Annotated in this window: 16 protein-coding genes and 1 tRNA gene; 5 read left to right on the top strand and 12 right to left on the bottom strand. The window is 65.8% G+C overall.

Translation table 11 applies throughout. From position 1 onward, the window contains the following. Positions 1 to 136: 136 nt before the first annotated feature. The 4 genes from ABW18_RS21210 to ABW18_RS21225 all read left to right on the top strand — a co-directional run bounded on the left by ABW18_RS21210 (position 137) and on the right by ABW18_RS21225 (position 9,159). Positions 137 to 5,557: a glutamate synthase-related protein gene (locus ABW18_RS21210; RefSeq protein WP_049700986.1), complete on the top strand. Its 5,421-nt coding sequence runs from the start codon at positions 137 to 139 to the stop codon at positions 5,555 to 5,557. A gap of 1 nt (position 5,558) precedes the next feature. Then, positions 5,559 to 7,409: a sulfite reductase subunit alpha gene (locus ABW18_RS21215; protein WP_049700987.1), complete on the top strand. Its 1,851-nt coding sequence runs from the start codon at positions 5,559 to 5,561 to the stop codon at positions 7,407 to 7,409. 35 nt (positions 7,410 to 7,444) lie between these two features. Continuing rightward, positions 7,445 to 8,434 carry a ChuX/HutX family heme-like substrate-binding protein gene (locus ABW18_RS21220; protein WP_338043855.1) on the top strand — a complete coding sequence of 330 codons (990 nt, stop codon included), beginning with the start codon at positions 7,445 to 7,447 and terminating at the stop codon, positions 8,432 to 8,434. 194 nt (positions 8,435 to 8,628) lie between these two features. Beyond that, positions 8,629 to 9,159 carry a CGNR zinc finger domain-containing protein gene (locus ABW18_RS21225; RefSeq protein WP_049700989.1) on the top strand — a complete coding sequence of 177 codons (531 nt, stop codon included), beginning with the start codon at positions 8,629 to 8,631 and terminating at the stop codon, positions 9,157 to 9,159. Between the two features lie 36 nt (positions 9,160 to 9,195). Here ABW18_RS21225 and rho read toward each other — a convergent pair whose 3' ends face one another. From rho to ABW18_RS21260, 7 genes are all read right to left on the bottom strand, one after another. Beyond that, positions 9,196 to 11,187 (bottom strand): transcription termination factor Rho, encoded by a 1,992-nt coding sequence (gene rho, locus ABW18_RS21230; RefSeq protein WP_049700990.1) that lies wholly within the window; start codon positions 11,185 to 11,187, stop codon positions 9,196 to 9,198. A gap of 399 nt (positions 11,188 to 11,586) precedes the next feature. Further along, positions 11,587 to 12,525: a homoserine kinase gene (gene thrB, locus ABW18_RS21235; protein WP_200903299.1), complete on the bottom strand. Its 939-nt coding sequence runs from the start codon at positions 12,523 to 12,525 to the stop codon at positions 11,587 to 11,589. Positions 12,526 to 12,544: 19 nt separating this feature from the next. Then, positions 12,545 to 13,639: a threonine synthase gene (gene thrC, locus ABW18_RS21240; RefSeq protein WP_005205757.1), complete on the bottom strand. Its 1,095-nt coding sequence runs from the start codon at positions 13,637 to 13,639 to the stop codon at positions 12,545 to 12,547. Next, the gene (locus ABW18_RS21245) at positions 13,632 to 14,939 is read right to left on the bottom strand and encodes a homoserine dehydrogenase (protein ID WP_049700992.1); all 1,308 of its coding nucleotides are present in this window, start codon (positions 14,937 to 14,939) and stop codon (positions 13,632 to 13,634) included. Before ABW18_RS21245 ends, thrC begins: the two co-directional genes overlap by 8 nt. 78 nt (positions 14,940 to 15,017) lie before the next feature. After that, complete coding sequence (gene lysA / locus ABW18_RS21250; RefSeq protein ID WP_049700993.1) at positions 15,018 to 16,436, bottom strand: diaminopimelate decarboxylase; 1,419 nt, start codon at positions 16,434 to 16,436, stop codon at positions 15,018 to 15,020. Continuing rightward, the gene (gene argS, locus ABW18_RS21255; protein ID WP_049700994.1) at positions 16,433 to 18,085 is read right to left on the bottom strand and encodes an arginine--tRNA ligase; all 1,653 of its coding nucleotides are present in this window, start codon (positions 18,083 to 18,085) and stop codon (positions 16,433 to 16,435) included. Before argS ends, lysA begins: the two co-directional genes overlap by 4 nt. Positions 18,086 to 18,167: 82 nt before the next feature. Beyond that, on the bottom strand, positions 18,168 to 19,061 hold the full coding sequence (locus tag ABW18_RS21260) for a class II glutamine amidotransferase (protein WP_049700995.1): 894 nt from the start codon (positions 19,059 to 19,061) through the stop codon (positions 18,168 to 18,170). Positions 19,062 to 19,130: 69 nt separating this feature from the next. Between ABW18_RS21260 and ABW18_RS21265 the strand changes: the two genes are divergently transcribed. After that, positions 19,131 to 19,514 (top strand): cupin domain-containing protein, encoded by a 384-nt coding sequence (locus ABW18_RS21265; protein WP_049700996.1) that lies wholly within the window; start codon positions 19,131 to 19,133, stop codon positions 19,512 to 19,514. Positions 19,515 to 19,564: 50 nt separating this feature from the next. Here the strand turns inward: ABW18_RS21265 and ABW18_RS21270 are convergent. The 5 genes from ABW18_RS21270 to ABW18_RS21290 all read right to left on the bottom strand — a co-directional run bounded on the left by ABW18_RS21270 (position 19,565) and on the right by ABW18_RS21290 (position 26,300). Beyond that, positions 19,565 to 19,637 (bottom strand) — tRNA-Arg (locus ABW18_RS21270). 186 nt (positions 19,638 to 19,823) lie between these two features. Further along, complete coding sequence (locus ABW18_RS21275; protein WP_049700997.1) at positions 19,824 to 22,805, bottom strand: AAA family ATPase; 2,982 nt, start codon at positions 22,803 to 22,805, stop codon at positions 19,824 to 19,826. After that, positions 22,802 to 24,013, bottom strand: a complete 1,212-nt coding sequence (locus ABW18_RS21280; protein ID WP_049701008.1) for an exonuclease SbcCD subunit D — start codon at positions 24,011 to 24,013, stop codon at positions 22,802 to 22,804. Before ABW18_RS21280 ends, ABW18_RS21275 begins: the two co-directional genes overlap by 4 nt. Before the next feature lie 65 nt (positions 24,014 to 24,078). Then, entirely contained in the window at positions 24,079 to 25,614 is a 1,536-nt protein-coding gene (locus ABW18_RS21285; RefSeq protein ID WP_049700998.1) for an MFS transporter, read from the bottom strand. After that, positions 25,611 to 26,300 (bottom strand): PadR family transcriptional regulator, encoded by a 690-nt coding sequence (locus ABW18_RS21290; RefSeq protein ID WP_083444493.1) that lies wholly within the window; start codon positions 26,298 to 26,300, stop codon positions 25,611 to 25,613. The genes ABW18_RS21285 and ABW18_RS21290 overlap by 4 nt, the downstream gene beginning before the upstream one ends. Between the last annotated feature and the right edge of the window lie 58 nt (positions 26,301 to 26,358).

A 26,358-nucleotide genomic window follows, 5' to 3' on the forward strand; every position in this document is an offset into this window, starting at 1 on the left:
TTACCTAAGTTATAGTCGTGCGAGCCGCTCCGATGTCGCAGCGGCGAGCCGCTCCATTGTCGCAGCGGCGAACCGCTCCAACGCCGCAGCGGGTTGCATTCGCATCTGGAACCCACATCCCTACGAGAGGACCTGCGTGCACGCGATCCGGAGACCACACCTGGTGTGGGATCACAGCGACGAAAAGAGCAGCTGCGGCGTCGGCTTCATCACGCGCAAAGACGGCAGGGCAACGCACGACGTCATCGACATGGCACGTGAGGCGCTCTGCTCGGTACCCCACCGTGGTGGAATGTCGGCGCTCGGCATCGGCGACGGTGGCGGCGTGTCCATGGATCTGTCCCGACGATTCTTTCGTTCGGTGACCGGTCGACCCGACCTTGAGCTCGGCCGATTCTGCGTCGGCAACTTCTTCCTCCCGCCGTCGCCGGCCGCAGCAGCGAGAGCCACGCGACTCATCGAGCGCACGATGCACGACCGCGGATTCACCGACCTGTGCGTGCGCGATGTTCCCGTCGACCCCTCGGTGCTGCGGCCCGCATCCGCGGCAGCGCAGCTCCCGATCCGGCAATGGGTGTTCGCCGCACCCGATCCCTGCCCCGATCCGGCCGATCTCGACCACCTTGTCCAGCAGGCACTGCTGCACATCGAGTCGATCGCCTACACCTCAGACGAGTTCGCGGGCCTCTATCCCCTGTCGCTGTCCGCACGCACGCAGGTCCTCAAGGGCAGGCTCTCGTCGAACGAGGTCGTCGACTACTTCACCGACCTCGCCGATCCTGACCACCGGGTCCACACGCTGTATTTCCACACGCGCTTCTCCACCAACACCGACCCGCATCCCACGATGGCCCAGCCATTCCGGCTCCTCGCACACAATGGCGAGCTCAACACCGACAAGAAGAACCGCATCGCGCAGGTCACCGCGGCCGCGGCATCCGGGAAGACCATCTCGCGACCGCCGGGCCAATCCGACTCCAGCAGACTCGACCAGACCGTCGCCGCGCGTGTCGTATCCGAGCGCGTCGACCTCGTCACCGCGATCGTGTCGATGATGCCGCCCGCCTGGGAGAACGACACGACACTCGCCCCCGAGGTTCGGGCGATGTTCGAGTACTTCTCTCTCTACGAGGAGAAGAACGACGGCCCGGCGGCCGTGGTGTTCGGCGACGGCACTGTCATCGGCGCACGCCTGGACCGACTCGGACTACGCCCCCTGCGCACCGTCGAGACCGCCGACTACCTGTGCGCGTTTTCCGAGGCGGGACAGATCTCGTTCCCACCGGAGCGCGTGATCGCCCGTGGGCGTGTCTCCGCGGGCGGGATGATCTACTACGACCATCGCGAGCACCGCAGCTACACCACCGAACAGGCGTACGCGAAGCTCGCCGCGGCACGCGACTACCCGGCACTCCTGGATGCCGCGCGGGTCGAACTGACAGCGCTTGCGCCACAACACTCTTCACGCAGTCCCGAGAACGGCGTTTCGCCGGCCCTTCCCTGCGACGATCCGACGCTGACGGACCATCAACGCTTCCGCGCGTATCACCTCGACCAGGAAAGCCTGCGGTACTTCGTCGACCCGATGATCGACGACGGTGTCGAACGCGTCTCCGCAATGGGTTTCGGCAACGCGATCAATGCGCTCACCAATCGGGAGCCCAGCGTCGCCCGGTACTTCTCGCAGCGATTCGCGCAGGTCACCAACCCACCGCTGGACAGTATCCGTGAAGCGGACGGGATGTCGCTGCGCGTTGCGCTCGGTGCACGGCCTCGAATCAGTGAGATCGACACGGCCACAACACATCCGCATCGCCAGATCGTCATCCCGTCGCCGATACTCGACGCCGCCGCGCTCGACGTCTTGCTCGCGCAGGACGAATCCCCCGTCCGCGTCTTCGACGCCACGTTCGCGCTGCCGGAGGTATCCGACGGCTCCGATACGGCAAGGGCCGATAACACCCCAGCACAAGACGACGCCACGGCACTCGTCGACGCAGTGGAGCGAGTGTGCACCCAGGTCGTCGAGTTCGCCTCCGCCACCGGCGGAATCGCGGTCCTCAGCGACCGTGCGATTCGGGCCGATCGTGCCGCTTTGCCGATGATCTTCCTCGTCTCTGCAGTCAACCAACGGCTGATCGCTTCTGGCGCACGGCTGAGCGTGTCCCTGGTGGCTGACTCTGGCCAGATCGAGTCGTCGCATCACCTCGCCGCGGTACTCGGCTTCGGAGCCGCTGCGGCACATCCTCATTCGGTCGCGCGGCGCGCAACGCGCTCCGGTGACCAACAGACGGCGACAGCAGGATTCGCTCGCTGGGCCGCTGCGGCCACGAAGTCGCTCATGAAGACGATGGGCCGAGTGGGGTTGTGCACGGTCGAAAGCTACATCGGTGGCGAGTTCTTCGAGCCGAACTTCCTCGATACCTCCGACCCTGTACTCGCAGAATGGTTTCCGACGATGCGCTCGCCAGCAGGCGGGGCTGCACTCGCCGATGTCGTCGACGCCATTGCCGGTGCTCACCGAGCTGCGATGGCCGCGCCGGCCGCGTCGTCGGACAAAGATCTTCCACTACTCGGGCTGTTCAAGGAACGTGCCGACGGAGCCGGTCACTCCTTTGGCGTCGCCGCCGTCCGCGGCTACGGCGAGATGGTCTCGGAGACATTGCAGTTTGCCACGGCGACAGTCCACTCCGTACGTGCCGACGAGGCGGGGGCCGCGGATCTTCTGCGACTGCTCACGCTCGGCGACCTCGACGGCGCATTCGGCGAGACCGCGCAACTGTACTCATCGAGCAGCTATGACCGGCTCACCGATGCCGAGATCGACGCATTCACCGTCACCGACGCCTACCGCGCATTCGTCGACGACATTGCGCGGACTCGGGCGGAACGCCCGAGTACCGTCCGCGACGTCCTCGACCTTCGTCGTGCCGACACGTCACGCAGGTTGACCGATGTGCAACCCGCCCATGAGATCACCGCAACGTTCGCGTCCGGGGCCATGAGCCACGGCGCTCTCGTCGCGCAGGCACACGAAGCAATCGCCCACGGCACCAACATGGTCGGCGCGCTGTCGAACAGCGGTGAAGGCGGCGAGCACTATTCGAGGTACGGCACGCTACGCGCGTCGAGGATCAAGCAGTTCGCCTCGGGCAGATTCGGGATCTGGGCGGGATACCTCGCCGACCCCATGCTCACCGAGCTCGAGATCAAGATCGGCCAGGGCGCCAAACCCGGTGAGGGAGGCCAACTTCCGTCGCCGAAAGTCACCGTCGAGATCGCTGCGGCCCGCGGTGGCACTCCGGGAGTCGAACTCGTCTCTCCCCCACCGCATCACGACACGTACTCGATCGAAGACCTCGCTCAGCTCATCCACGACTGCAAAGCAGCGCGGGTGCGCGTGATCGTGAAGCTGGTGTCGTCCGAGGGCATCGGAACCATAGCCGTCGGAGTCGCCAAAGCAGGCGCCGACGTGATCAACGTCGCCGGAAACACCGGCGGCACCGGCGCGGCGTCGGTCACCAGCCTGCGCTATGCGGGGCGTGCCGCCGAGATAGGTCTCGCCGAGGTACACCAGGCGCTCTGTGCGCACGGTCTCCGCGAGAAGGTCGTGCTCCGTGCGTCGGGAGCTCATCAGACAGGTCGCGACGTGGTGGTTTCGGCGCTGCTGGGTGCCGACAGCTTCGAGTTCGGTACCGCCGCCCTGATGATGATGGGCTGCGTGATGGCCAAGAACTGCAACATCAAATGTCCGGCTGGCCTCACGACGAATCCCGAACTGTTCGACGGGGATCCGCGTGCCATGGCGCAATACCTGCTCAACGTCGCGCACGATGTGCGGGAGATTCTCGCCGAACTCGCGCTACCCGATCTGCGCGCGGCACGCGGTCGGACCGATCTACTCGTCGGGATCGAGCATCCCGCGATCGTCGGACGCCTCGACACCGCACCGCTTCTCGCGCGCGTCGACAGGGAGGCCATCACCGATCCGGTCTACCTCGAGGCCGACTTCGCCGTCGACAACTCGCTGCTGACCCAGGTGTGCGACGCGCTGTTCGATGATGGGGCAGAGAGTATCGTCACCATCCCGACGGTGCTCGGCAACCGCAACAAGAGTGTCGGTGCGCAACTGGCCGTCGACATCGAGCGCATGCTCAACTACACCGCACCCGACCACCCCGCTTCCGAACACCCCGCTTCCGAAAATATCGACCGGCTACCGGCCGTCTATGTCGACGAGCGCGGGCGTCGTTATCTCGCACCCGATTCCGTCACGATCCCCACGTCAGGGTCTGCAGGGTTGTCCTACGGCGCATTCTGCAACGACGGTCTGCGCCTCGAGCACACCGGCACGTGCAATGACGGCGTCGGAAAGTCGATGTCGGGTGGAACGGTCGTGGTGCGCTCTCCCGGAGGGGGTTCGCCCGCGGAGGGCGGCAACGTCCTGGTCGGCAACTTCGCGCTGTTCGGGGCCACCGGTGGGCGCCTCTTCGTCGAGGGAGAGGCCGGAGACCGCTTCGCCGTACGCAATTCGGGTGCCACCGCAGTGGTCGAAGGCATCGGCGAGTTCGGTTGTGAATACATGACCAACGGAGCGGTGCTCAATATCGGCGGGTTCGGTCGAGGACTCGGCAACGGGATGAGCGGCGGCTTCCTCTATCAGTACGATCCGGCCTGTGTACTCGCCGACCGGATCAGTTCGGACTCGGTGCTTGTCGGAGCGATCACGGGAGTCGACGACCCGCTCGCACCGATCCACCACCATGCGGTCCACCTACTCCTCGAGATGCACGCCGAGGCAACCGGTTCCGCGCTCGCGAACCGGCTCCTCGAGAACTGGGAGACCGAGCGGCACTACATCAGCTACGCCATGCCGCGCGCGCTCGTCAGTCACCAGGACGCCCCGACGCTGCTGGCCACGCTCGGTCACCGTGCACTCGTCGACGAACTGTCCACGTCGATCGCCACCGACCAGGTCAGGACTCTCAAACGGCATGTCAGAAACCGCACGCCGATCCTCGACGGCCTCGTACCGGCGTACGGTCACACCGACGACGCCACGATGTACCGACTCCTCAATGCGTTCACGGTGTTCCATCTCGCCCGAGAGGTCGCCCAGACGCGCATGCGTCGCTCGAGATCGACGGTCGTGGGCGCGGATTCGCGGTCGGAACAGCTCATCGCGCGAGCCGCACGCAATCTCGTCCTGACAGAAGACTTCGACCTCGTCACACGCGTGGGTACGTTCGTCCGCGACATCCTCGCCGACTACGACGAGCAACAGATCGCCGCGCTCATCTCCGCCAAACGGATCGACGACTACAAGCGGGCGCTCGCGGCCCGCAACGTGCGCTCCGTCGATGCACCCGCGACCTACGGCTGGATCATGCACCAGGACAACCACATCCGTGACGTATTGGGGTCGCTCCCCGACTTCGACGCCCTGTTCGCCTCGCGCACAGTGCCGACCGTCGTCGAGGCGCTCGCGGCAGCGACACCGCACGGAACCGTCGCTGCCGACGACATCGCACCTCTCTCACACCCGAAGGCGGGATGACATGCAATTGCCCTACATTCCCACCGATGTTCCCTTCACAGGCGACCAGAAGGCATGGCTCGCAGGATTCCTCGCAGGCCTGAACACGAGAATGACGATGCCGCAGCCTGCGTCCGCGCCCGGCCTCGGACACATGTCGGCCGAATCGAGTACGGCCGACGTGTCGCAACCCTTGCTCATCGCCTACGGCACCCAGACCGGAAACGCGGAGATGCTCGCCGAGAAGGCGAAGGCGAAGGCCGCGGAGATCGGCATCGACGCACGGGTCTGCGACCTCGCCGACCTCGATCTCGCCGCACTCGGCACGACGACACGGCTGCTCGTCGTCACGTCGACCTACGGTGAGGGCGACATGCCGGACGACGCCGAGGACTTCTGGCAGGCACTCGCGGCACCGGAGGTCGGTCGACTCGACGGACTGACATTCGGCGTCCTCGCGCTCGGGGATTCGATCTATGACGGCTTCTGTCAGGCGGGTAAGAACGTCGACGCACGGCTCGCGGAACTGGGGGCGACACGGGTCGTCGAACGTGTCGACTGCGATGTCGACTATCAGCAGACGGCCGACGAGTGGCTCGCACGGGCTCTACCTCTGTTTGCCGCGGCCACACCGCAGCAGACGGGCTCCGAGCTTGCGGACGAGGCGCCCGCTCCCGCGGCGACAGTCGAGCTCTCCGAGGCCGGCAAGGACGTCACCGAGAAGGCCGGTAAGCCTGCGCGCCAACGCAAGTCGACGTGGGGCCGCAAGAATCCGTACCCGGCGACGGTGATCGCCAACACCGTTCTCTCCGGCCCCGGTTCGGCCAAAGAGGTTCGGCACCTGGTGATCTCGTTGGGCGACAGCGGCATCACCTACGAGCCCGGCGACGGGCTGAGCGTCGTGCCGCGCAACGACCCCGCGCTCGTCGACCGCATCATCGACAGGCTCGGCGTCTCGCCGCAGACACCGGTCGTCGATCGCAAGGAGCAACGTCCGCTGCGCGAGGCACTGCTGCACCGCTATGAGATCGCGACTGCCTCAAAGTATCTGGTCGACTACATCGCGGCCCGCAGCGGCGATGCCGAACTCACACACCTCGCCTCCACCGGCGACCGCGAAGCGCTCGACGCGTGGCTGTGGGGCAAGGACGTGCTCGACCTCCTCAACGTCGACGAATCGCTGACCATCACCCCCGACGAACTCCTCGCGGAGTTGCAGCCGCTCGCCCACCGCGTCTACTCGATCTCGTCGAGCCCCCGCGCTCATGCAGGAACCGTCCACCTGACGATGGCGACGGTCCGCTACCGTTCCGGCGAGCGAGACCGCGGAGGGGTGTGCTCGACGCACCTCGCAGACAGGATCGCCGACGACGAGACGATCGGCGTGTTCGTGACACCCAACAAGTCGTTCCGGCTGCCACCCGACGACGCGAAGGTCGTGATGGTCGGACCGGGTACCGGCATCGCTCCGTTTCGTGCATTCCTCCACGAGCGAGCCGAACGCGGTGCGACGGGAGACAACTGGCTGTTCTTCGGCGACCAACACGAAACGTGCGATCACATCTACCGCGACGAGATCGATCAGTTCGTGTCCGACGGGCTGCTCACCCATCTCGACCTCGCGTTCTCACGCGATCAGGAACACAAGGTCTATGTGCAGGACAGGATGCGCGCTCGCGGAGCCGAACTCTTCCGCTGGCTCGACGACGGCGCGTACCTGTATGTGTGCGGCGATGCGACTCGAATGGCGCGCGACGTCGACGATGCGTTGCACGAGATCATCGCCGAGCACGGCGGGCACAGTGCCTCCGCAGCGCAGGATGCGGTGTCACAGCTCAAGAAGGACAAGCGGTACATGCGTGACGTCTACTGACCTCACCCCGATCAGCAGTTGAAAGGATGGCAACGATGCCAGCCAACCCGCCGGATCCCGAGCAGCCGACAACGCGACGTTGCGCACGCGAGGGCGCGTGTCGCTGCAGCAGAGCAACGCACACGAGCGACCTCGACGCGTTGCTCGCAGATCCGCAGTTCTCCGGACATCTGCTGCGCGGCAACGCCTCTGCCCTCGGAGGACATCTACCACTGCTCGATCAGATCGTCGGCGTGACCGTTGCCGGACCTGTCATTTTGAACGACGTCGGTGTCCACGAGACCCCGACGATCATGGGCGGGCCGATTCGCTGTCGCGCCGGCAGGGTGTCGCTGCGTCTGCACCCCGATCGTCTCGGCTCCGCACTCGTCAGCGAACCCGCAGCGCAGGCGCCGCCCATGCTCCGACTGTTCGACGCCGACGGAAACACCGCTCACGCAACCTATCTGACGGAGGCGTCGGACAGATTGGCATTCGAGGCCATCGGATTGTCTGCCGACACGTTCTCGTCCGACGGCCCGCCCGACGTCGATATCGCGAACGATGCGCCGGAGGTCATCGTCTGTTGCGACGACGCGCTCGACGATCAGGTCGCGCAGCTCGACAGCATCCTCGTCGACGGCGGAGTCTCACGTCTCGCCTCGATGCCGGCGCGAGAAGGCTTCGCACGCATCGACTCTCGTCAGGCTATCGCCGCGCTCGAGCATGCGGCGCTGCACGGTGTGGAACTGACGATGGCCGCGACGGCACCCGGTTGTGTCCAGCTACACCACGATCAGCTCGACGGCGCCCGCGAACACGAGGGACAGATGCTGCTGGCATCCGGGCGCGGACGGGCGATGATCAACTTCAATCTCGTCACCGAGTGCTGGGTGACCTGGTCGCAGGGCGTGTGGGGTCCGACCGGATCCATCGAGATCTACGACCGCCACGCACGATGCGGAATGGTGATCACGCAGACCGGCGCGGTACCCGCCGCGATGTTCGACGCGTGGGATCACCTGATGACCGAACTGGCCGCCTGAGTTCAGGTCCGACGACGTGTTCGGCTGCCGATTCCGTGGCCGTGAGGTCATGTTCGACGACGCGAAGAGCTCCGCACGAACACCGTTGGTAGACAACCACACCCGTCGAGGTGAGGTGGCATGACTGAACGGTCCAGTGGTGTGCGTGGTCGATATGCGTGAGTGACATGCCTCCACTGTAATGTAATGGCATTATGCATTTCAACCATTACGGACGGGATGCCGTCGTGCTGGCCGTCGACTTGGCCAATAGCCCTCCGAGGGATGCAGACGAACTCGTCACCCGATGCCGTGCAGCAGGTTTCGTATTCGACGCCGACGACATCGGTCCCGAGGACCTGCGCAAGACCCTCGAATACCTCGAACACTGGCGGGATGTCGCGCGCGCGACCGACGAGCAGGCGCGCGCTGACCTGTTGAACGACCTGCTGTTACAGCACGCCGCGGCTCCCCGACTCACCAACCATGCGAAGACCGGGTGGCATCTACACTTTCGCGACGACAACGTCGCGGGCTGGCAGCAGATCTGTGTGCTGATCTCTGCGGCAACGGCACTGCACCTCACCGGACGCGGCATCGACCGCATGGGTGCATGCGAACTCGCCGAATGCACCCGTGTCTTCGCCGACACCTCACGCAACGGGCGGCAGCGCTACTGCTCACCGGCCTGCGCAAACCGCGCAGCCGTGCGACGCCACCGCGCCGCACAGGCCAGCGCAAGCTAGCGTCAGTCGCCCTGCTGTGTCAGCCGTCCTGCTGCGTCAGTCGTCCTTCATGGCGCCGGGGGCGTTCGACTGCACCTGCAGCAAGAACTCGTAATTGTTCTTGGTCTTCTTGAGCTGGCTGATCAGCAGGTCGATGGCCTGCTGCGAATCGAGTCCGCTCAGCACGCGACGGAGCTTGTGCATGATGGCGAACTCCTCGGGCGACATCAGCAGTTCGTCCTTACGGGTACTCGACTGGTTGACGTCGACAGCCGGGAACACACGACGATCGGCGATCTTGCGGTCGAGCTTGAGCTCGGCGTTACTGGTGCCCTTGAACTCCTCGAAGATCACCGTGTCGCCGGTCGAACCGGTCTCGACCAGTGCGGATGCGATGATCGTCAGAGATCCGCCGTTCTCGATGTTGCGAGCAGCGCCGAGGAATCGCTTCGGCGGGTAGAGCGCCGTCGAGTCGACACCACCGGACAGGATGCGTCCCGATGCGGGCGACGCATTGTTGTACGCGCGGCCGAGGCGGGTGATGGAGTCGAGCAGCACCACGACGTCTTTGCCCTGCTCGACGAGGCGCTTGGCGCGCTCGATCGCGAGCTCCGAGACCGACGTGTGGTCTGACGGCGGACGATCGAAGGTCGAGGCGATGACCTCGCCCTTGACCGACCGCTGCATGTCGGTGACCTCTTCGGGTCGCTCGTCGACGAGGACCACCATGAGGTGACATTCGGGGTTGTTGATGGCGATCGCGTTGGCGATGTCCTGCAGGATCGTCGTCTTGCCTGCCTTCGGAGGCGACACGATCAGCGCGCGCTGCCCCTTACCGATCGGCATGATGAGGTCGATGACGCGGGTGTCGAGTTGCTCTTTGGCCGTCTCGAGACGCAGTCGCTGGTTCGGGTACAGCGGTGTCAGCTTGTTGAAATCCGGTCGCTTACGGGCGGATTCGACATCTGACCCGTTCACCGAGTCGAGACGCACCAACGGATTGAACTTCTGTCGCTGATTCTGCTGCTCGCCCTCGCGCGGAACCTTCACGGCACCGGTGATCGCGTCGCCACGACGCAAACCGTTCTTGCGAACGAGGTTCATCGAGACGTACACGTCGTTGGGACCGGCGAGATATCCCGAGGTCCGCACGAAGGCGTAGTTGTCGAGAACGTCGAGAATGCCTGCGACAGGCTGCAACACGTCGTCGTCGGAGATCTGCGGCTCGCCGCCACCCGAACCGTCGCGGTCACGTCCACGACGGCGTTCACGGAAGCGACGACCGCGGCGCCCGCGGCCACCTTCGCCATCGTCGTCGCGATTGTTGTTGTCGCGATTGTTGTTGGGGCCCTGGTTCTTGCCGCTGTTCTGGCCGCCCTCGCTGCTTTGGTTGCCGCCGCCCTGCTGAGCCGAGTTCGAGCCGTTCGAGTTCGAACCGCCCTGCCCACCGTTGCGATTGCGGGTGCGGTTGCGATTGTTGCCGCCGCCCTGGTTCGACGCGTGGTCGGACTCGCCGCGCCCGTTGCCACCACGGTCGTTGTCGCCACGGTGATTGTTCGACTGGTCGCTGTCGGTCCGAGTGCTCTGCGCGCTCGACTCCACCGACGCACCGTTCGCCGAGTCGGTAGCAGCACCGTCGGCATAACCACTGCTGGCAGGAGTACTGTCGGCAGACTTCTCCGACTGCGGGCTCGCAGTGGTCTCGGAGGTGATCGTCATCTGCTCCGGCGCAGCCTCGGCAGATGTCGCGGTCTTCGTGCGGCGGGTCGCGCTGCGGACCGCCTTGGGAGCCTCACCGGCAACAGCCTCAGCCTTGGGTGCGGTTGCCTTCTGGGTGTCGGCGGCAGGTGATCCTGCGCCCTGGCGCTCCTTGATGGCGGCGATCAGATCGCCCTTGCGCATTCCGGACGTGCCCTTGATGCCCAGCTCACCTGCGAGTGAACGGAGTTCGGTCAGCACCATGCCGGAGAGGCCTGCGCGCGGCTTGGTCTTGGGTGCGCCTTGGTCGTCGGCGACGCTAGGCGCGGTGATCAGGTCCGTATCAGTCACGGATGTCCTTTCGTTCCTCCGCAGTCAGATGCTGCATGAGGTCGTGATGTCGCCTACTGAGGTGTCCAACGCCGCTCGATCGGCTCGACGCGTCGTCAACCTTCAGAGGAAATGACCGCCGTCCGTGGTGGACGGGCGGACAAGATTGTGGTCCGGCTGCGGTATGTCACTCCTGAACTGCTGTGCTCTCGACAAGAATCTGCTCTCGACAAGAAGTGCCGACTCGCGGATTGCGCGATGCCCCAGATCGGTGACTGCTCATGTGCACACCCGGGAGCCGACCGGATGTTGATCAGAGATCGGTGAGAAGCACGGCGGAACGAGCCTGCGCGGCTAGACCAGTTTATGATAACCCCCCAGGCATGGTACCGGCAACACGCCGAATCCGCATGAGGAGATTCAGCCGATCTGGACGCCGCCGGCAATCTCGAGTTGCTGCACGCGAAAGCCCTGTTCGCCTGCCAGTTCGCGGGTCGTCGAATCGACCGATCGCGTGTCGAGGACCAGCACGCTCGGGCCTGCCCCGGAGACTGTCGCCGCGTATCCCCGCGCCCGGAGGGCGGCGACGAGCCGCGCGGTCTCGGGCATGGCGGCCGCGCGATAGGGCTGATGCAACCGGTCGTCGGTTGCTGCAAACAGACAACTCGGATCGGACGTCAGGGCCACGACGGCGAGCGCTGCGCGACTGACATTGAAAATCGCGTCGGTACGCGGGACGTCGTCGGGCAGCAGCCCACGGGTGAACGACGTCGACGACTCGGTCGACGGAACGAAGGCTGTCGCGCGGATCGCGGGGTGGACATCGAGCCGCCGCGCGCCATAGTGGGCATGCTCACCGGGTTCGATCCAGGTCACGACCGCGGACCCCAGCACGCTTGCCGCGGCGTTGTCGGGGTGCCCCTCGAAGGCACTGGCCAGTTGCACCAGGTCGGCGTCGGAGATGGGGTTGCCGAGGCCTGCGGCGACGACGAGTCCCGACGCTGCGGCGAGTCCTGAGACCGCGGCCGAGGCCGACGATCCGAGGCCGCGCGAATGCGGGATGGCGTTGACCGTCTTCAGGTGCAGCCCAGCGGCCGAAACCCCCGCGTGCGCGAGCCCTGCGAGGAGCGCGCGGACGACGAGATGGTTGGCATCACGTGGCACGTCGTCGGCTGCCTCACCCACGACGTCGACGTCGATGCCCGCTGGTGTCGTCGATGCGACGACCTCGTCGTAGAGGCCGAGCGCGATGCCGAGCGAGTCGAACCCCGGTCCGAGGTTCGCACTCGACGCAGGCACACGCACCTTGGTCGAAAGACCTTCCGGCAGTTGCCTATACACCGTATCCGGGCTGACCATTCGTCGGGCCGTCCCAGCTTCAGGCGACGCCGAGTGCATCGGCAACTGCCACGGGATCGACGGGAATCGCCTCGACTTCCGGCATCCCGAGGAGCGCGGTGTCGGGGTCCTTCAGGCCGTTTCCGGTCACGGTGCACACAACCGTCTGGCCCGGAGTGATCCAGCCGTCGGCGTGGGCCGCGAGCAGGCCCGCCACGCTGGCAGCGGACGCGGGCTCGACGAAGACGCCCTCTTTGCCCGCCACGAGTCGGTACGCCTCGAGCAGCTTCTCGTCGGTGGCTGCGCGGAACTGGCCGCCCGACTCCTCCTTGGCCGCGACGGCCTGGTTCCAGCTTGCGGGCGACCCGATGCGGATCGCGGTGGCGATGGTCTCGGGATCTTTCACCGGCGCGCCGTTGACCAGCGGAGCAGCACCTGCGGCCTGCACACCGAGCATGCGCGGAAGATCGCTGATGCCGTCGGCGTGGTACTCGCGGTAGCCCTTCCAGTACGCGGTGATGTTGCCCGCGTTGCCCACCGGGAGCACGTGCACGTCGGGCGCGCGACCGAGGACGTCGACGATCTCGAATGCCGCGGTCTTCTGCCCCTCGATACGCGCCGGATTGACCGAGTTGACCAGCTCGATCTCGGTGAACTCCGCGGTGGCCTTGCGAGCGAGTTCGAGACAGTCGTCGAAGTTGCCCTGCACCTGGATGATCTTGGCCCCGCTCATGACCGCCTGGGCGAGCTTGCCCATCGCGATCTTTCCTTCGGGAATCAGCACGGCACAGGTGATACCGGCGCGGGTGGCGTAGGCAGCCGCCGACGCCGACGTATTGCCCGTCGACGCGCACAGGACCGCGGTCTTGCCGTTGTTGACGGCGTTGCTCACGGCCATGGTCATGCCGCGGTCCTTGAACGAGCCCGTCGGGTTGAGGCCCTCGACCTTGAGGTACACCTCGCAGCCGGTCAGCTCCGACAGGTATGGCGCCGGCACCAGCGGGGTCGCACCCTCGAGGAGGGTCACGACCTTCCAGTCGTCGCCTACGGGCAGTCGTGAACGATAGGCCTCGATCAGCCCCGGCCAGCCGGCGTGCACAGGCGCGTGCGCGGGTGCGTTGGTCGCGTCAGTCATCGGTTCCTTCCAATCGCAGAACGCTGGAAACCGTGGTCACGGAGTCCATGTCCTCAAGTGCTGCAACGCATTCCGACTGAGCTCGATCGGGTGCGCGGTGTGTGACGACGATGAGCCGGGCGTCGTCGCCCGCGCCTTCCTGACGGACTGCGGCGATACTCACCGATCGCTTCGAGAATTCGTTGGCGACCTGCGAGAGTACACCGGGCTTGTCGGCGACTCGCATGGAGACGTAGTAGCGGGTCGGCACTTCGTCGATCGACGCAATCGGCAACGACGCGTAGGTCGATTCAAGCGGTCCGCGACCACCGTGCACCTTGTTTCGTGCGGCCATCACCATGTCGCCGAGCACCGCCGATGCCGTCGGCGAACCGCCCGCACCCTGCCCGTAGAACATGAGCCTTCCGGCATTCTCGGCCTCGACGACGACCGCGTTGAAGGCGCCGTTGACCGTTGCGAGCGGGTGCGACAACGGGATCAGCGCCGGGTACACGCGCGCCGACACCCGCTGGGAGCCGTCGGCGCCTCGCACCCGTTCACAGATCGAGAGAAGTTTGACCGTGCAGTCGAACTTCTTCGCCGCCACCAGATCGTCGGGCGTCACATTCGTGATGCCCTCGCGGTAGACGTCGGCCGCGGTCACGCGGGTGTGGAACGCGATCGACGCGAGGATCGCGGCCTTGGCCGCGGCGTCGTAGCCCTCGACGTCGGCCGTCGGATCGGCCTCGGCGTAACCCAGACGTCCTGCCTCGGCGAGGGTTTCGGCGTAGTCGGCACCGGTCTCCGCCATCTCCGAGAGGATGAAGTTGGTGGTGCCGTTGACGATTCCGGCGACTCGCTCGACCGTGTCGCCCGCGAGAGACTGCATCAGCGGACGCACCACCGGAATTGCTCCGGCGACGGCCGCCTCGAAGTACAGGTCGACCTTGGCGTCGGCGGCTGCGGTGGCGAGTTCGCCCGTGTACTCGGCGAGTAGCGCCTTGTTGGCCGTCACCACGGATTTGCCCGATTGCAGTGCGGTGCGGATCACTTCGCGCGCGGGATCGATTCCGCCCATGAGTTCGACGACGATGTCGACGTCGTCGCGTGCCACGAGTGCCGCGGGGTCGTCGGTGATCAGTTCCTGAGCGATCTTGCGTGGTCGAGTCAGATCACGCACCGCGACGCCGCGCAGTTCAACGGGCGCACCGACCCGAGCCCTCAGGTCGGCGGCGTTGTCCTCGAGGATTCGCACGACCTCGGAACCCACATTGCCCATACCGAGGACCGCGACGCCGATCGTCTTGTCCTGCGCTGTCATGCCTTGTCCCGCCGATTGGTCTTGCCCTACCGAGTTGCCTTGTCCTGCTGATTCTTCTTGTCCTGCACCGTTACTCATTCAGCTCACCTCCAGCCGCAGATAGTCGTCGAGTGTCTCGCGGCGAAGAATCACCCTCGCCGTACCGTCGGCCACGGCGACCACGGCCGGTCGCATCGCCATGTTGTATCGGCTCGACATCGAATAGCAGTACGCACCGGTCGCCGCGACGGCGATCAGATCGCCGGGTTCGAGGTCGCCGGGTAGCCAGCAGTCCTTGATCACGATATCGCCACTCTCGCAATGCTTTCCGACGACGCGGCTCACCACCGGATCGGCGTCGGACACCCGCGAGACCAGCCGCACGTCGTACTCGGCCTGATACAGCACCGTCCGGATGTTGTCGCTCATTCCGCCGTCGACGGACACGTAGCGACGTACCGACCCGCCGCCGAGTTCGACGTCTTTGATGGTCCCGACCCGGTAGAGCGTGATGGTGCCCGGCCCCGCGATCGCGCGACCGGGTTCGACGGCGATGGTCGGCATCGGCAAACCAACCGCTTCCGATTCGCGGCGGACGATGGCGGCGAGTGTCTCGGCGACGTCGGCGATGGACAGCGGACGTTCGTCGGGAAGGTACGAAATACCCAGTCCCCCACCGAGATCAACGATCGACATCTGCGATGTCTTGTCGACACCGAACTCGTCGACGACGTCGTGCAGCAATCCGAGCACGCGATGTGCCGCGAGCTCGAAACCGTCCATGTCGAAGATCTGGGAGCCGATGTGGCTGTGCAGCCCCACCAGTCGCAGGTTGTCGGTGGCGAAGACGCGTCGAACCGCTTCCATGGCGACGCCGCCCGACAGCGCGAATCCGAACTTCTGATCCTCGTGCGCCGTGGCGATGAACTCGTGGGTGTGGGCCTCGACGCCGACCGTCACGCGGATCAGTACGTCGGCAACAACGCCACGCTCGCCCGCCAAGCGGTCGAGGCGCTCGATCTCCATCATCGAGTCCAGCACGATGTGACCGACACCGGCCTCGAGTGCCGCGTCGAGTTCGTCGAGGCTCTTGTTGTTGCCGTGCAACGCGATTCGCTCCGCCGGGAAGCCCGCGTGAAGGGCGATCGCGAGCTCACCACCGGAACAGACGTCGAGTGACAGACCTTCCTGGTCGACCCAGCGCGCAACCTCGCTGCACAGGAACGCCTTCGACGCGTAGTGCACACGTCCGTATGGCCCGAACGCGGTCATCATGTCGCGGCAGCGGGAGCGGAAATCATCCTCGTCGAGCACGAACAGCGGGGTGCCGAATGTCTCGGCCAGCTCGCCTACACCGACGCCCGCGATGGTCAGCTCACCGGACTCGGCACGAACAGCATTGCGGGGGAACACGTTTGCCGGGATCTGCGCCACCGCGGCCGGGTCGCTGCGCTGCTGGGCCAACTGCGGTGCCGCGTGGGTCTCGGCGTGGCGGGGTCCCGCCGGATGCGCGTTCACATCCGCTCCGGAGCGCTGACGCCGATGAGATAGAGCCCGTTGCGCAGCACCTGACGGGTTGCCGCGCTCAGCGCGAGCCTCGCGCCGTGGATGTCACCGGGTTCCTCATCGCCCTGTGGCAGCACCCGATTGTGGGCGTAGAACCGGTGGTAGGCACCCGCGAGCGACTCCAGGTAGCGCGAAATGCGGTGCGGCTCACGCAGTTGCGCCGCCGTGGCCACCACCTCGTCGAAGTCGCCGATCGTGCGGATCAGATCGCCCTCGGTGTCGGAGTCGAGCAGGTCGAGGTGTTCGAGCCGGGGCTTGAGGCCCAGTTCGTCGGCGTTGCGAGCGATCGCCGACAACCGCGCGTGTGCGTACTGCACGTAGTACACCGGGTTGTCGTTGGACTGCTTGGCCAGCAGGTCGAGGTCGATGTCGATGTTGACATCGATCGACGAGCGGATGAGTGCGTAGCGCGCGGCGTCGACTCCAACCGCGTCGACGAGATCGTCGAGCGTGATCACGGTGCCGGCACGCTTACTCATCCGCACGGGCTTGCCGTCGCGGACGAGGTTGACCATCTGGCCGATGAGGACCTCGACGGTGTCGGGATCGTCACCGAGTGACGCGGCCGCAGCCTTGAGTCGCTTGATGTAGCCGTGGTGGTCGGCGCCGAGCATGTACATGCACAGGTTGAAACCGCGGTTGCGCTTGTCGCGGTAGTAGGCGATGTCGCCCGCGATGTAGGCGGCCTCGCCGTCGCTCTTGATGACGACTCGATCCTTGTCGTCGCCGAAGTTCGTCGTGCGCAGCCACCACGCGCCGTCGGATTCGTAGAGGTTTCCGTTTGCGCGCAGCTCGGCGATGCACTCCTCCACGAGGCCCGAGGTGAACATCGAGTTCTCGTGGGTGAATACGTCGAAGTCGGTTCCGAACTCGTGCAGGCTCGACTTGATGTGGTCGAACATCAGCTCGACGCCCACCGAGCGGAAGGTCTCGCGACGCTGCTCCTGCGGCTGCTCGAGTACGCCCGGTACCGCCTCGACAACCTGATTCGCGATCTCGACGATGTACTCGCCCGCGTAACCGTCCTCGGGCGTCGGCTCACCGAGTGCCGACGCTTCGAGTGACCGTGCGAACTTGTCGATCTGCGAGCCGTGGTCGTTGAAGTAGTACTCGCGGGCGACCTTCGCCCCGCGTGCGGCGAGCACTCGTCCGAGCGCGTCGCCCACGGCGGCCCAGCGGGTGCCACCGAGGTGGATGGGGCCGGTCGGGTTGGCGGAGACGAACTCGAGGTTGATGGTCTTGTCGGAGAACTCGTCGCCCCTGCCGTAGTCGACGGTGTCGGTGAGGACGGTCTCGATCACGCTGTTCTGTGCTGCCGCTGCGAGCCAGATGTTGACGAATCCCGGGCCCGCGACCTCGGCTTTGTCGATTCCGTCAGCCGCGGAGAAGGCATCGGCGAGCCAGCCGGCGAGCTCACGCGGGTTGACGCCGAGCTTCTTGCCGAGCTGGAGTGCGACGTTGGTCGAGTAGTCGCCGTGATCAGCGAGGCGCGGGCGCTCGACGACCACGGAGTCGGGCACCAGAGAAGCGTCGAGTCCGTGGTCGGACACGACGGTCCGGGTCACGGCACTCAGCAATGCAGCGAGGTCGGCGGGAGTCACAGGTCACCATCCTATTGGCCTGCATTCTTCGGGCGACAACGCCCCTGGTAGGTGACGTCGGTGTACGGGTAGCCGAAAGCCCCTAGGAGGCGTGCTCGTGAGGGAGCACGGTCGGAGTGAAGGGTTCGATCGTGGGTTCAACCCCTGAACGAACGGTCACGATCGACCACTCCGGAATCTCCACCCACTTGGTATCGCGATACTCGAGTTCCAACGGTTCGGACACCACGATGCGCCCGTCAGCGGGGAGTTCGATGTCTCCCCCGCGGTCGCCGGCGGTCAATCGCATCGTGCCCACCGAGTGATAGAGCGAATTCGAGGCCCGATTGCTCGAATAGCGCACGGCGTAGATCTCCTCGCCATTCGCGGCGCAGATCGTGGCACTGAACGGGGAGTCGACGCCGTTGTCGGTGCGCGCCTGCTCCACACGCCCGACCAGGCGCGCCAACGCACCCTTGGGATCGGTGTCGAGTCCGTAGGTCAACGCGAGGTAGAAGCACAGTTCGGTGTCGGCGTTGCCCTCGATGAACGGATACAGCTCGGGCGCCACATCGAGTGTGAGGTCGCGCTTGAGCCGGAAGAAGTCGCCGATCTCGCCGTTGTACTGAAACAGCCACCGCCCGTACTGGAATGGGTGACAGTTCGCTCGATCGATCGTGCCTCCCAGCGCAGCCCGGACGTGGGCGAGGAACATCGGCGAGGAGACCTGTTCGGCCAGCCGATGCAGATTTGCGTCACTCCATGCGGGCCGTACATCGCGGTATTGACCCGGGAAGCTGCGATCACCCCACCATCCGACACCGAATCCGTCGCCGTTCGTCGGCCACGCGTGGTTACGGAACATCGACGTCATCGGCGCCCCGGGAAGGTACAGCTGTCGCGCCTCAAAACTCTGATCGACCAGCGAATGGGATGGCCTGGTGAGAAGGTCTTCGATACGAATGGGAGAACCAGCGTAGGCAAGCCAGCGGCACATGGTTTCGACGCTAACAGGGTGCGCCGTTGCGCGCGGGAATCACGGCGACGAGCTCGTAGAGTTCATGGCATGATCTCGGCGATTCGACTCTTCAACGACGACGACGGCCGCTCCCACGTCGAGTACGGCACGATCTCTCTCGACGCCGGCACATTGCGGTCGTCCGAGACGGCGACGACCACGGCGGCTTTTCAGGAGACAGCGGAGGGCGGGTCGCTCGCCTGGCACACCGCCCCGCGTCGGCAGTACGTGATCACCCTTGCTGGAATCCTCGATTTCATCACCCGCGACGGCGAGCGCTTTCGGCTCGAACCCGGCGTCGTACTTGTTGCCGAGGACACCGACGGCAGCGGTCACCAGTGGGAGCTGATCGGCGACGATCCGTGGCGGCGCCTGTACGTCGGCCTCGCCGACGACGCGGCGTCGGGCTTCGTGGCGGGGGCTGAGGGCTAGGCCTGTCCGGGGAGCGATGCCCACGACGGGAGGCCGGGAGAATATAACTGTGCCCCCGGCAGGATTCGAACCTGCGGCCTTCTGCTCCGGAGGCAGACGCTCTATCCCCTGAGCTACGGGGGCTCATCGGGCGCAGCAAGCCTAACCCACGGCGACAACAGATCCCAACCCGGTCGGTACGCGTGTCAGAACGGTGGCAGGTCTCCGGCGCTGGGATGGCCGGCCGACGTGGGGCGGAGAGCTCTAGATGTGTGTCGTACCGAAGGATGTGGGTGCTGCAGCGCCCACATCCTTCGATACGACACACATTTACGGGGCGGCCAGTGTCCGGACGGTGACCCTGGACCCGGATTCGCCGCGCAGCACGTGCAACTGCGACGGAATACGGGCACGCAGTTCGTCGACGTGGCTGACCACGCCAACAACTCTGCCGCCCGAACGCAATTCGTCGAGCACGCCCATCACCAGGTCGAGGGACTCCGGGTCGAGGGTGCCGAACCCCTCGTCGATGAACATCGTGTCGAGCACACGGCCGCCCGCTTCGCTCGACACGACGTCGGCGAGTCCGAGTGCCAGCGCCAGGGACGCGAAGAACGTCTCGCCACCCGAGAGGGTTGTCGCCGCACGCGTGACACCCGTGTACTCGTCGCGCACCTCGATACCGAGACCGCCACGACGCCCCCGCGGCCCTCCGGCATCGGAGTGTGCGAATTCGTAACGGCCAGAGGACATCTGCCGAAGTCGATCCGACGCCGCGACCAAGACTTCTTCGAGGCGTGCCGCGAGGACGTACGAGCGCAGTGTCATTCGCTTCGCGTTCTGCCCTCGTCCACTCACCAATTCGGCGAGATCGTGAATCTCCTTCTGCCGCAGACGAATCGGCTCGAAATCGGTCAGCGCCTCCCAGTAGAGGGTGACGTGATCGGCCAGGCTGGTCGCTCGCCGCGCGGAGACGGCCGCAGCGCCGGACGCGGCGTCGCAGCGGGCACGCACCGCCTCGAGCGTGGTCTCGAGGTGGGCCAGATCGACGGGCTCGGCCGCCAGCGCCGAACGCACGTCGTCGTCGTCGAGCGTGCCCTGCGCCTCGACTCTCAGGCCGTGCGCCTTGCGCAGCGACGACTCCCAGACTCCCATCTGCTCGTCCGTCGCCATCGCCGCTCGCACCGCGCTCTCGTCGGCGAACTGCGCTTCGTCGCACGCGGACGCGGCGCGCCTCGCCGCCTGTGTCACCCACTCTCCGGCACGGCGCACCTCCGCACGCGCATCCCGCAAAGCCGTCGCGCAGCGACACAGTTCGGCCAGTTCGGCCCGGCGGCCGCTGACATCGCCCCGGCCTCCGGTTGCCGTCGAGACCTCCGCGTCGAGCGACTCGAGTTCGCCACGCAGGGAGTCCAGACGCACGGACGCCGCAGCCCGCCGCGCCTGAATCTGCGATCGTTCGGCCTGCCATGCTCTGGTCCGCCCGTCCAATTCGTCGACGACGCGCTGCAGCTTGTCGACCGACGCCGCAGCGTGTTCGGCCTGCGTGAGGCGCTTGACCGTATCGTCGCGATCGGAGCGTACGGATTCGCGCTCCGCATCACCGATCAGCTTGTCCAGATTGGCTTTTCGCTCGCGATAGGTGTCCAGCGACGAGCGCGCACTCGTCAGCTCGGCGGAGGCGCGGTGTTCGATGTCAGCAGCCGCCGCCTCGTCGGCGTCGCCCACATGATCGCCCGGATCGGTCGTCGTGGGTGCGGGGTGCTCGCGCGAGCCGCAGACGGTGCACGGCTCGCCGTCGACGAGTTGGGACGCGAGTTCGGCCGCCATCCCGGCAAGGCGACGTTCGCGAAGGTCGAGCAGTCTGGTCCGTGCGTCATTGTGCGCCGAGTGTGCGTCGGCGACAGCGCGCTCGGCACGACTGAGGACAACCTCGAGGTTGTCGCGCTCATCGATGGCCCCGAGAATCGACGTCTGCTGTGCCTGCTGATTGCGCAGCGTCTCGACCCGGGCACGCTGCTCATGAGCATCGTGCAGGGCAGCGATAGCTGCGGTCCGTTGCTCCGGCAGCGCCGCGAGCGCGTCGTCGAGTTCGACGGTGCGGGTGGCGGCAGCCGAGACCTCGGCCTCAGCTGCGCCGATCGCAGCGATCAGCGTGGGACGTTCGAGTGCCCTGCGCACCAGCGGTTCGAGCCGACCCGACTCCGCCGCCCAGGTGTCGATCGCGCGGGTCAACTCGGTGTCGTCGCACTCGCGCGCCCACGCCGCCTCCACCTCTTCGGACACCGCATGCTCGGACACGGCCGATTCCGCTGCCGCACGGAGTGCATCGGCAGCACGGGCGTTGGCGATCGCCTGCTCGTGATCGGCGAGCACGGGGACCACGGGCGCCGCGCGACGCGCAGCGGCGAGTGCCTTCTCTGCGACATCGAGTTCGGGCTCGGCGGCGTCGAGTTGTTCGATGCGTGACCGCGCGGCGAGTCCACGCTGCCTGTCGTGCATCATCTTTCTGCCGCGGTCGTATGACTGCTGCGCGGCGTCGAGTACGTCGCGCGCCTCCGCCAACGCCGTGGCGTCGCGGCGTTCTGCCTCGCGGGCGTCGTCGAGGCATTTCTGCGCCCAGGCCATGTCGGGCTCAATGGGTGCCTCGACGTCGGCCAGGGCCCCGATCTGTGCGGCGACGCGGTCGATCGACGCCGCCTTTGCGTCGAGCGCCGCTGCACTCTCTCGCGCGCGCTCGCGCAGCCACTCCTCGACGTCGCCGAATCGCTCGGTGTCGAAAAGTCTCTCCAACAACGCTTCTCGCTCTTCGTTGGGTGCGCGCAAAAACCGCGAGAAGTCGCCCTGCGGGAGAAGCACGACCTGGAAGAACTGCTCGGCACTCATGCCGAGGAGTTCGCTCACGGTCTCGCCGATCTCGGGCAATCGGGTGAGTGCCACCCCCGACCCGTCGACCCACTCGAGCGTCGCCTTCGCCTGGACCTTTGTTGTCCCCGTCCCCCGCTTCTTGGGGCGCTGATACTCGGGCGAACGGACGATGCGGAAACGGCGGCCGTTGATCGTCGCTTCGACCTCGACCTGCGGAACCTGTTCTGCCGGAGCATGATCGGAATGCAGACGTTTGGCCTCGTTCCGGGCGCCGGGCACCCGGCCGAAGAGCGCGAACGCGACGGCGTCGAGCACCGTCGTCTTGCCCGCACCCGTCTGTCCGTGCAGCAGGAACAGGCCGTCGGCTCCGAGCGCGTCGAAGTCGATGGCCGTATCGTCGGCGAACGGCCCGAACGCGCTCATGCGCAACCGATGAAGTCTCATGCCGACTCTGCCACCCGGTGGCCGTCTGCCGGCGCGTCGATCTCGAAGAGCGCCAACGGCTCGCAGGATGCTACCTGCTCCGGCTCGCCGACGACAGCGCGTAGCGCGCTTTCCACAAGCGCCCGCTCACGGGTGGTCGGCTTGTCGCGTACATCGGTGACGAAGGATGTGATGATCTCCGCATCGCTGCGACCGCGCACCCGAGAGCGGTAGTCGACGCTGTTCTCGGCGTCGGGACGCTGCCACTGCACGTGCACGGCATGCGGAAACCGTTGTCGCAGAGCACGCATCGCGTCGACCGGGCGGACCGCATCGGTGAGCGTCGCTTCGACGTAGTGGTCTTCGGCAATCGATAGCGACTCGTCGGTCAGCAACTCGTCGAGCGTGCCCCGCAGCGAAGTGAGACCGCGCACGATCGGCAGATCGTGGCGACGGACGTCGGATACACCGTCGGCGTCGAGGTCGACGAGCCACACGGCTTTGTGGTGTGTGTTCTCACCGAACGAGTACGGGATGGGCGACCCGCTGTAGCGGACTGTCGGCGTGAGTTCCTGCGGCGAGTGCAGGTGGCCGAGTGCGACGTAGTCGACCCCCGAGAACACCTCGGCTGCAACGGTTTCTACTCCCCCAACACTGATCGAACGTTCGGATCCGGTAGCGAGGCCACCGACGACGAACGCGTGCGCGATGACCACCGAACGCGCATCGCGTGGGGCGAGATCGGCACGGATGCGTTCCATGGCCGCAGTGAGCACGTCGGAGTGTCCGCGCGCGTCGTCGACGCCGAGTTCGGTTCGCGTGACCTCGGGTTCGAGGTATGGGATTCCGTAGATCGCCACGTCTCCGTGTTCGTCGGAGAAGACGATGGGGTCGGCGATCGACGCCACCGAGGTGCGCAGATGCAGACCACCGGCCGCGGCGAAGCTCGATCCGACACCCAGTCGCGTCGGCGAATCATGATTGCCGGAGGTCACGACGATCGCGGCACCGGCTGCAGCGATCGCGGCAAGGCCGTCGTCGTAGACACGGACGGCGTCGGCCGAGGGCACCGACCTGTCGAACACGTCACCCGCGACCACGACGACGTCGACCGATTCCGCGGCGACGACGTCTGCGAGGTGACGCAGCGACGCGCGCTGGTCATCGAGCAGGTCGGCGCCGTGGAAGGTTCGGCCGATATGCCAGTCGGAGGTGTGCAGGATTCGCATGGGAAACACCGTACGATCTGCCACCGACAGATCCGGGGAGGCGCGTCAGCCCGCCCCGGATGCCGTCACGCTGCCCCGGCCTCTTCCACCGCACCTTCGGCGGCCGCTGCGGCCTTGGCTTCTGCCGCAGGCGGATACGAACGCTGCGTCGCCGGCCGCTTGAGGAACAGCGTTGCGACGACGCCGATCAGCAATGCCGCCGCGGGCAGATAGAGCGTTTGTCCCATCGCGAGTGCGAACGGCTCACGGACAGGGTGACCGAAGACCTCGATCGGCAACTGCTTGGCGCTGTCGTTGTTCGACGCGGTGTCCATGCCGGGCAGATTCGCGGCCAGTCTCGTCTGCATCAGTGCGCCGACAGCGGCCGCGCCGATCACCGAGCCGATCATTCGCGTGGTGTTGTAGACGCCGGCTCCCGCACCAGCCTGGTACCAGGGAAGGTCGCGAGTTGCTGTCGCCGCGAGCGGCGCCCAGATACCCGCAGACGCGATGCCCATCAGCGCCAGCGGCAGGATCAGTTGCCACACAGGGGTCGCCGACCGCGCGATGCTTCCCATCCAGAACAGCGAGATCGATGCCAGGAACAGACCCGTGGAGATGATGAGGCTGGGATGCACGCGGTCGAGAACTCGCCCGACGATCGGTGCGAGGATTCCGGTAAAGATCGCCATCGGCACCATGACCAACGCCGATTGCGTCGGCGTCATGCCACCGACGAGCTGCAGGAAGAACATGGCCGGAATCATCTGACCGGAGATCGCGAAGCCCATCGAGGCGATACCGATGTTGGACAACGAGAAATTGCGCTGACGGAACAACGAGAGCGGAACGAGCGGTTCGGTCTTGACCCGCGACTCCCAGAAGATGAAGAGCGCGAACACGACGACGCCCACGATGATGAGTGCCCAGATCCACGGCGCCCAGTCGTACTTCTCACCGTCTTGGATACCGAACACCAAGGCGGACAGACCGATTGCCGACAGTACGACTCCGACCCAGTCGAAGGAGTGGTCGTGCTTCTCGACCTCGGGGACGAGCACGGCCGCGAGGATCAGACCGACGATGCCGACGGGGAGGTTGACGAAGAAGATCCACTCCCAGCCGAGGTTGTCGGTCAGCACGCCGCCGAGCAGCGGGCCGACCAGCGTTGCCACACCGGCGACGGTGCCCCAGACACCCATTGCGGCACCACGCTTTTCGGGCGGGAAGATGCGCGTGATCATGGCCATCGTCTGCGGCGTGATCAACGCAGCTCCGACGCCCTGCAGTCCGCGCGCTGCGATCAGTTCGCCGATCGAGCCGGAGAACCCGCACCAGACGCTCGCGGCGGTGAACACCACAAGGCCCACCTGGTAGACGGTCTTGGGTCCGTACTTGTCGCCCAGCCTGCCCGTGATCAGCAGCGGCACAGCGTACGTCAACAGATACGCGCTGGTCACCCAGACGATGCCGTTGACGTCGGTATCGAGCGCCGCACGGATCTGCGGCTGTGCGACGGCGACGATCGTCATGTCGACGAGGATCATGAAGAAGCCGACGCACAGGGACATGAGCGAAAGCCACGGTCGGTTGGTCACCGACTTGAATGCCGGAGCGGTCATGAGTTCTGCACTTTCTGAGGTGTGGACGAATCCTGTGCTGGGGACGAGTTCTGTGCTGGGGAGGATTGAGGCGGTGCCGGCGTGGTGGTGTGCTTCGTGCGCCACGTCGAGCCGGGGTCGTCGATCCACTCGATGTCGTTGTGACGCAGACGCCCGACGAGATCGACAAGCCAATCGATCTGCGTTTGCAGAGTTGCCAGGCGGCACCCGACGTCGAGATAGAACATCTCGACCGCTCCGCGTGCATGCGCTGCTTCTGCCGCCACCTCGACCCGTTCACGATCGGCGCGCATCGCATCGATACGTCGTTCGAGCAGTTCGACGACCCGCTGTCGCGGCAACGAATGCGCTTCGGACAGAGCGAGGTAGAGCTCGGGATATTCGACGGGGTGACGTTCGAGAATCGCCTCGAGGCTCGCAGCGAGCGCGGCCCTACCCGCTTCGGTGATCGCGTAAACGGTCCGCTGCGGTCGGTTGCCCTCCTGACGGACCTCGACGACCTCGATGAGTCCGTCGGCGGCCAGGCGGTCGACCGTGTGATAGAGCGTGCCGGGACGAATCTTGGTGAGGCGGTCTTCTTCGCGCTCGATCGTGGTCTGGAACATCTCGTACGGGTGCATCGGCCGTTCGGCAACCAGGCCGAGCACCAGGATCGCCTGCGGAGCCAACGGTCGCGTAACAGTCACGGCGTGGCCCCCTTTCTCGCTGCCAAATATTCCGGGTGGAATATACCGCGCCGAATAA

Source organism: Gordonia jacobaea (assembly GCF_001186365.1).
GTDB classification, from domain to species: Bacteria; Actinomycetota; Actinomycetes; order Mycobacteriales; family Mycobacteriaceae; genus Gordonia; species Gordonia jacobaea.

Coding starts and splice junctions, on each gene's coding strand:
- ABW18_RS21215 (WP_049700987.1), top strand. CDS start 5,559: ATGCAATTGCCCTACATTCCCACCGATGTTCCCTTCACAGGCGACCAG.
- ABW18_RS21220 (WP_338043855.1), top strand. CDS start 7,445: ATGCCAGCCAACCCGCCGGATCCCGAGCAGCCGACAACGCGACGTTGC.
- ABW18_RS21225 (WP_049700989.1), top strand. CDS start 8,629: ATGCATTTCAACCATTACGGACGGGATGCCGTCGTGCTGGCCGTCGAC.
- thrB (WP_200903299.1), bottom strand. CDS start 12,525: ATGGTCAGCCCGGATACGGTGTATAGGCAACTGCCGGAAGGTCTTTCG.
- thrC (WP_005205757.1), bottom strand. CDS start 13,639: ATGACTGACGCGACCAACGCACCCGCGCACGCGCCTGTGCACGCCGGC.
- ABW18_RS21245 (WP_049700992.1), bottom strand. CDS start 14,939: ATGACAGCGCAGGACAAGACGATCGGCGTCGCGGTCCTCGGTATGGGC.
- ABW18_RS21260 (WP_049700995.1), bottom strand. CDS start 19,061: ATGTGCCGCTGGCTTGCCTACGCTGGTTCTCCCATTCGTATCGAAGAC.
- ABW18_RS21265 (WP_049700996.1), top strand. CDS start 19,131: ATGATCTCGGCGATTCGACTCTTCAACGACGACGACGGCCGCTCCCAC.
- ABW18_RS21275 (WP_049700997.1), bottom strand. CDS start 22,805: ATGAGACTTCATCGGTTGCGCATGAGCGCGTTCGGGCCGTTCGCCGAC.
- ABW18_RS21280 (WP_049701008.1), bottom strand. CDS start 24,013: ATGCGAATCCTGCACACCTCCGACTGGCATATCGGCCGAACCTTCCAC.
- ABW18_RS21285 (WP_049700998.1), bottom strand. CDS start 25,614: ATGACCGCTCCGGCATTCAAGTCGGTGACCAACCGACCGTGGCTTTCG.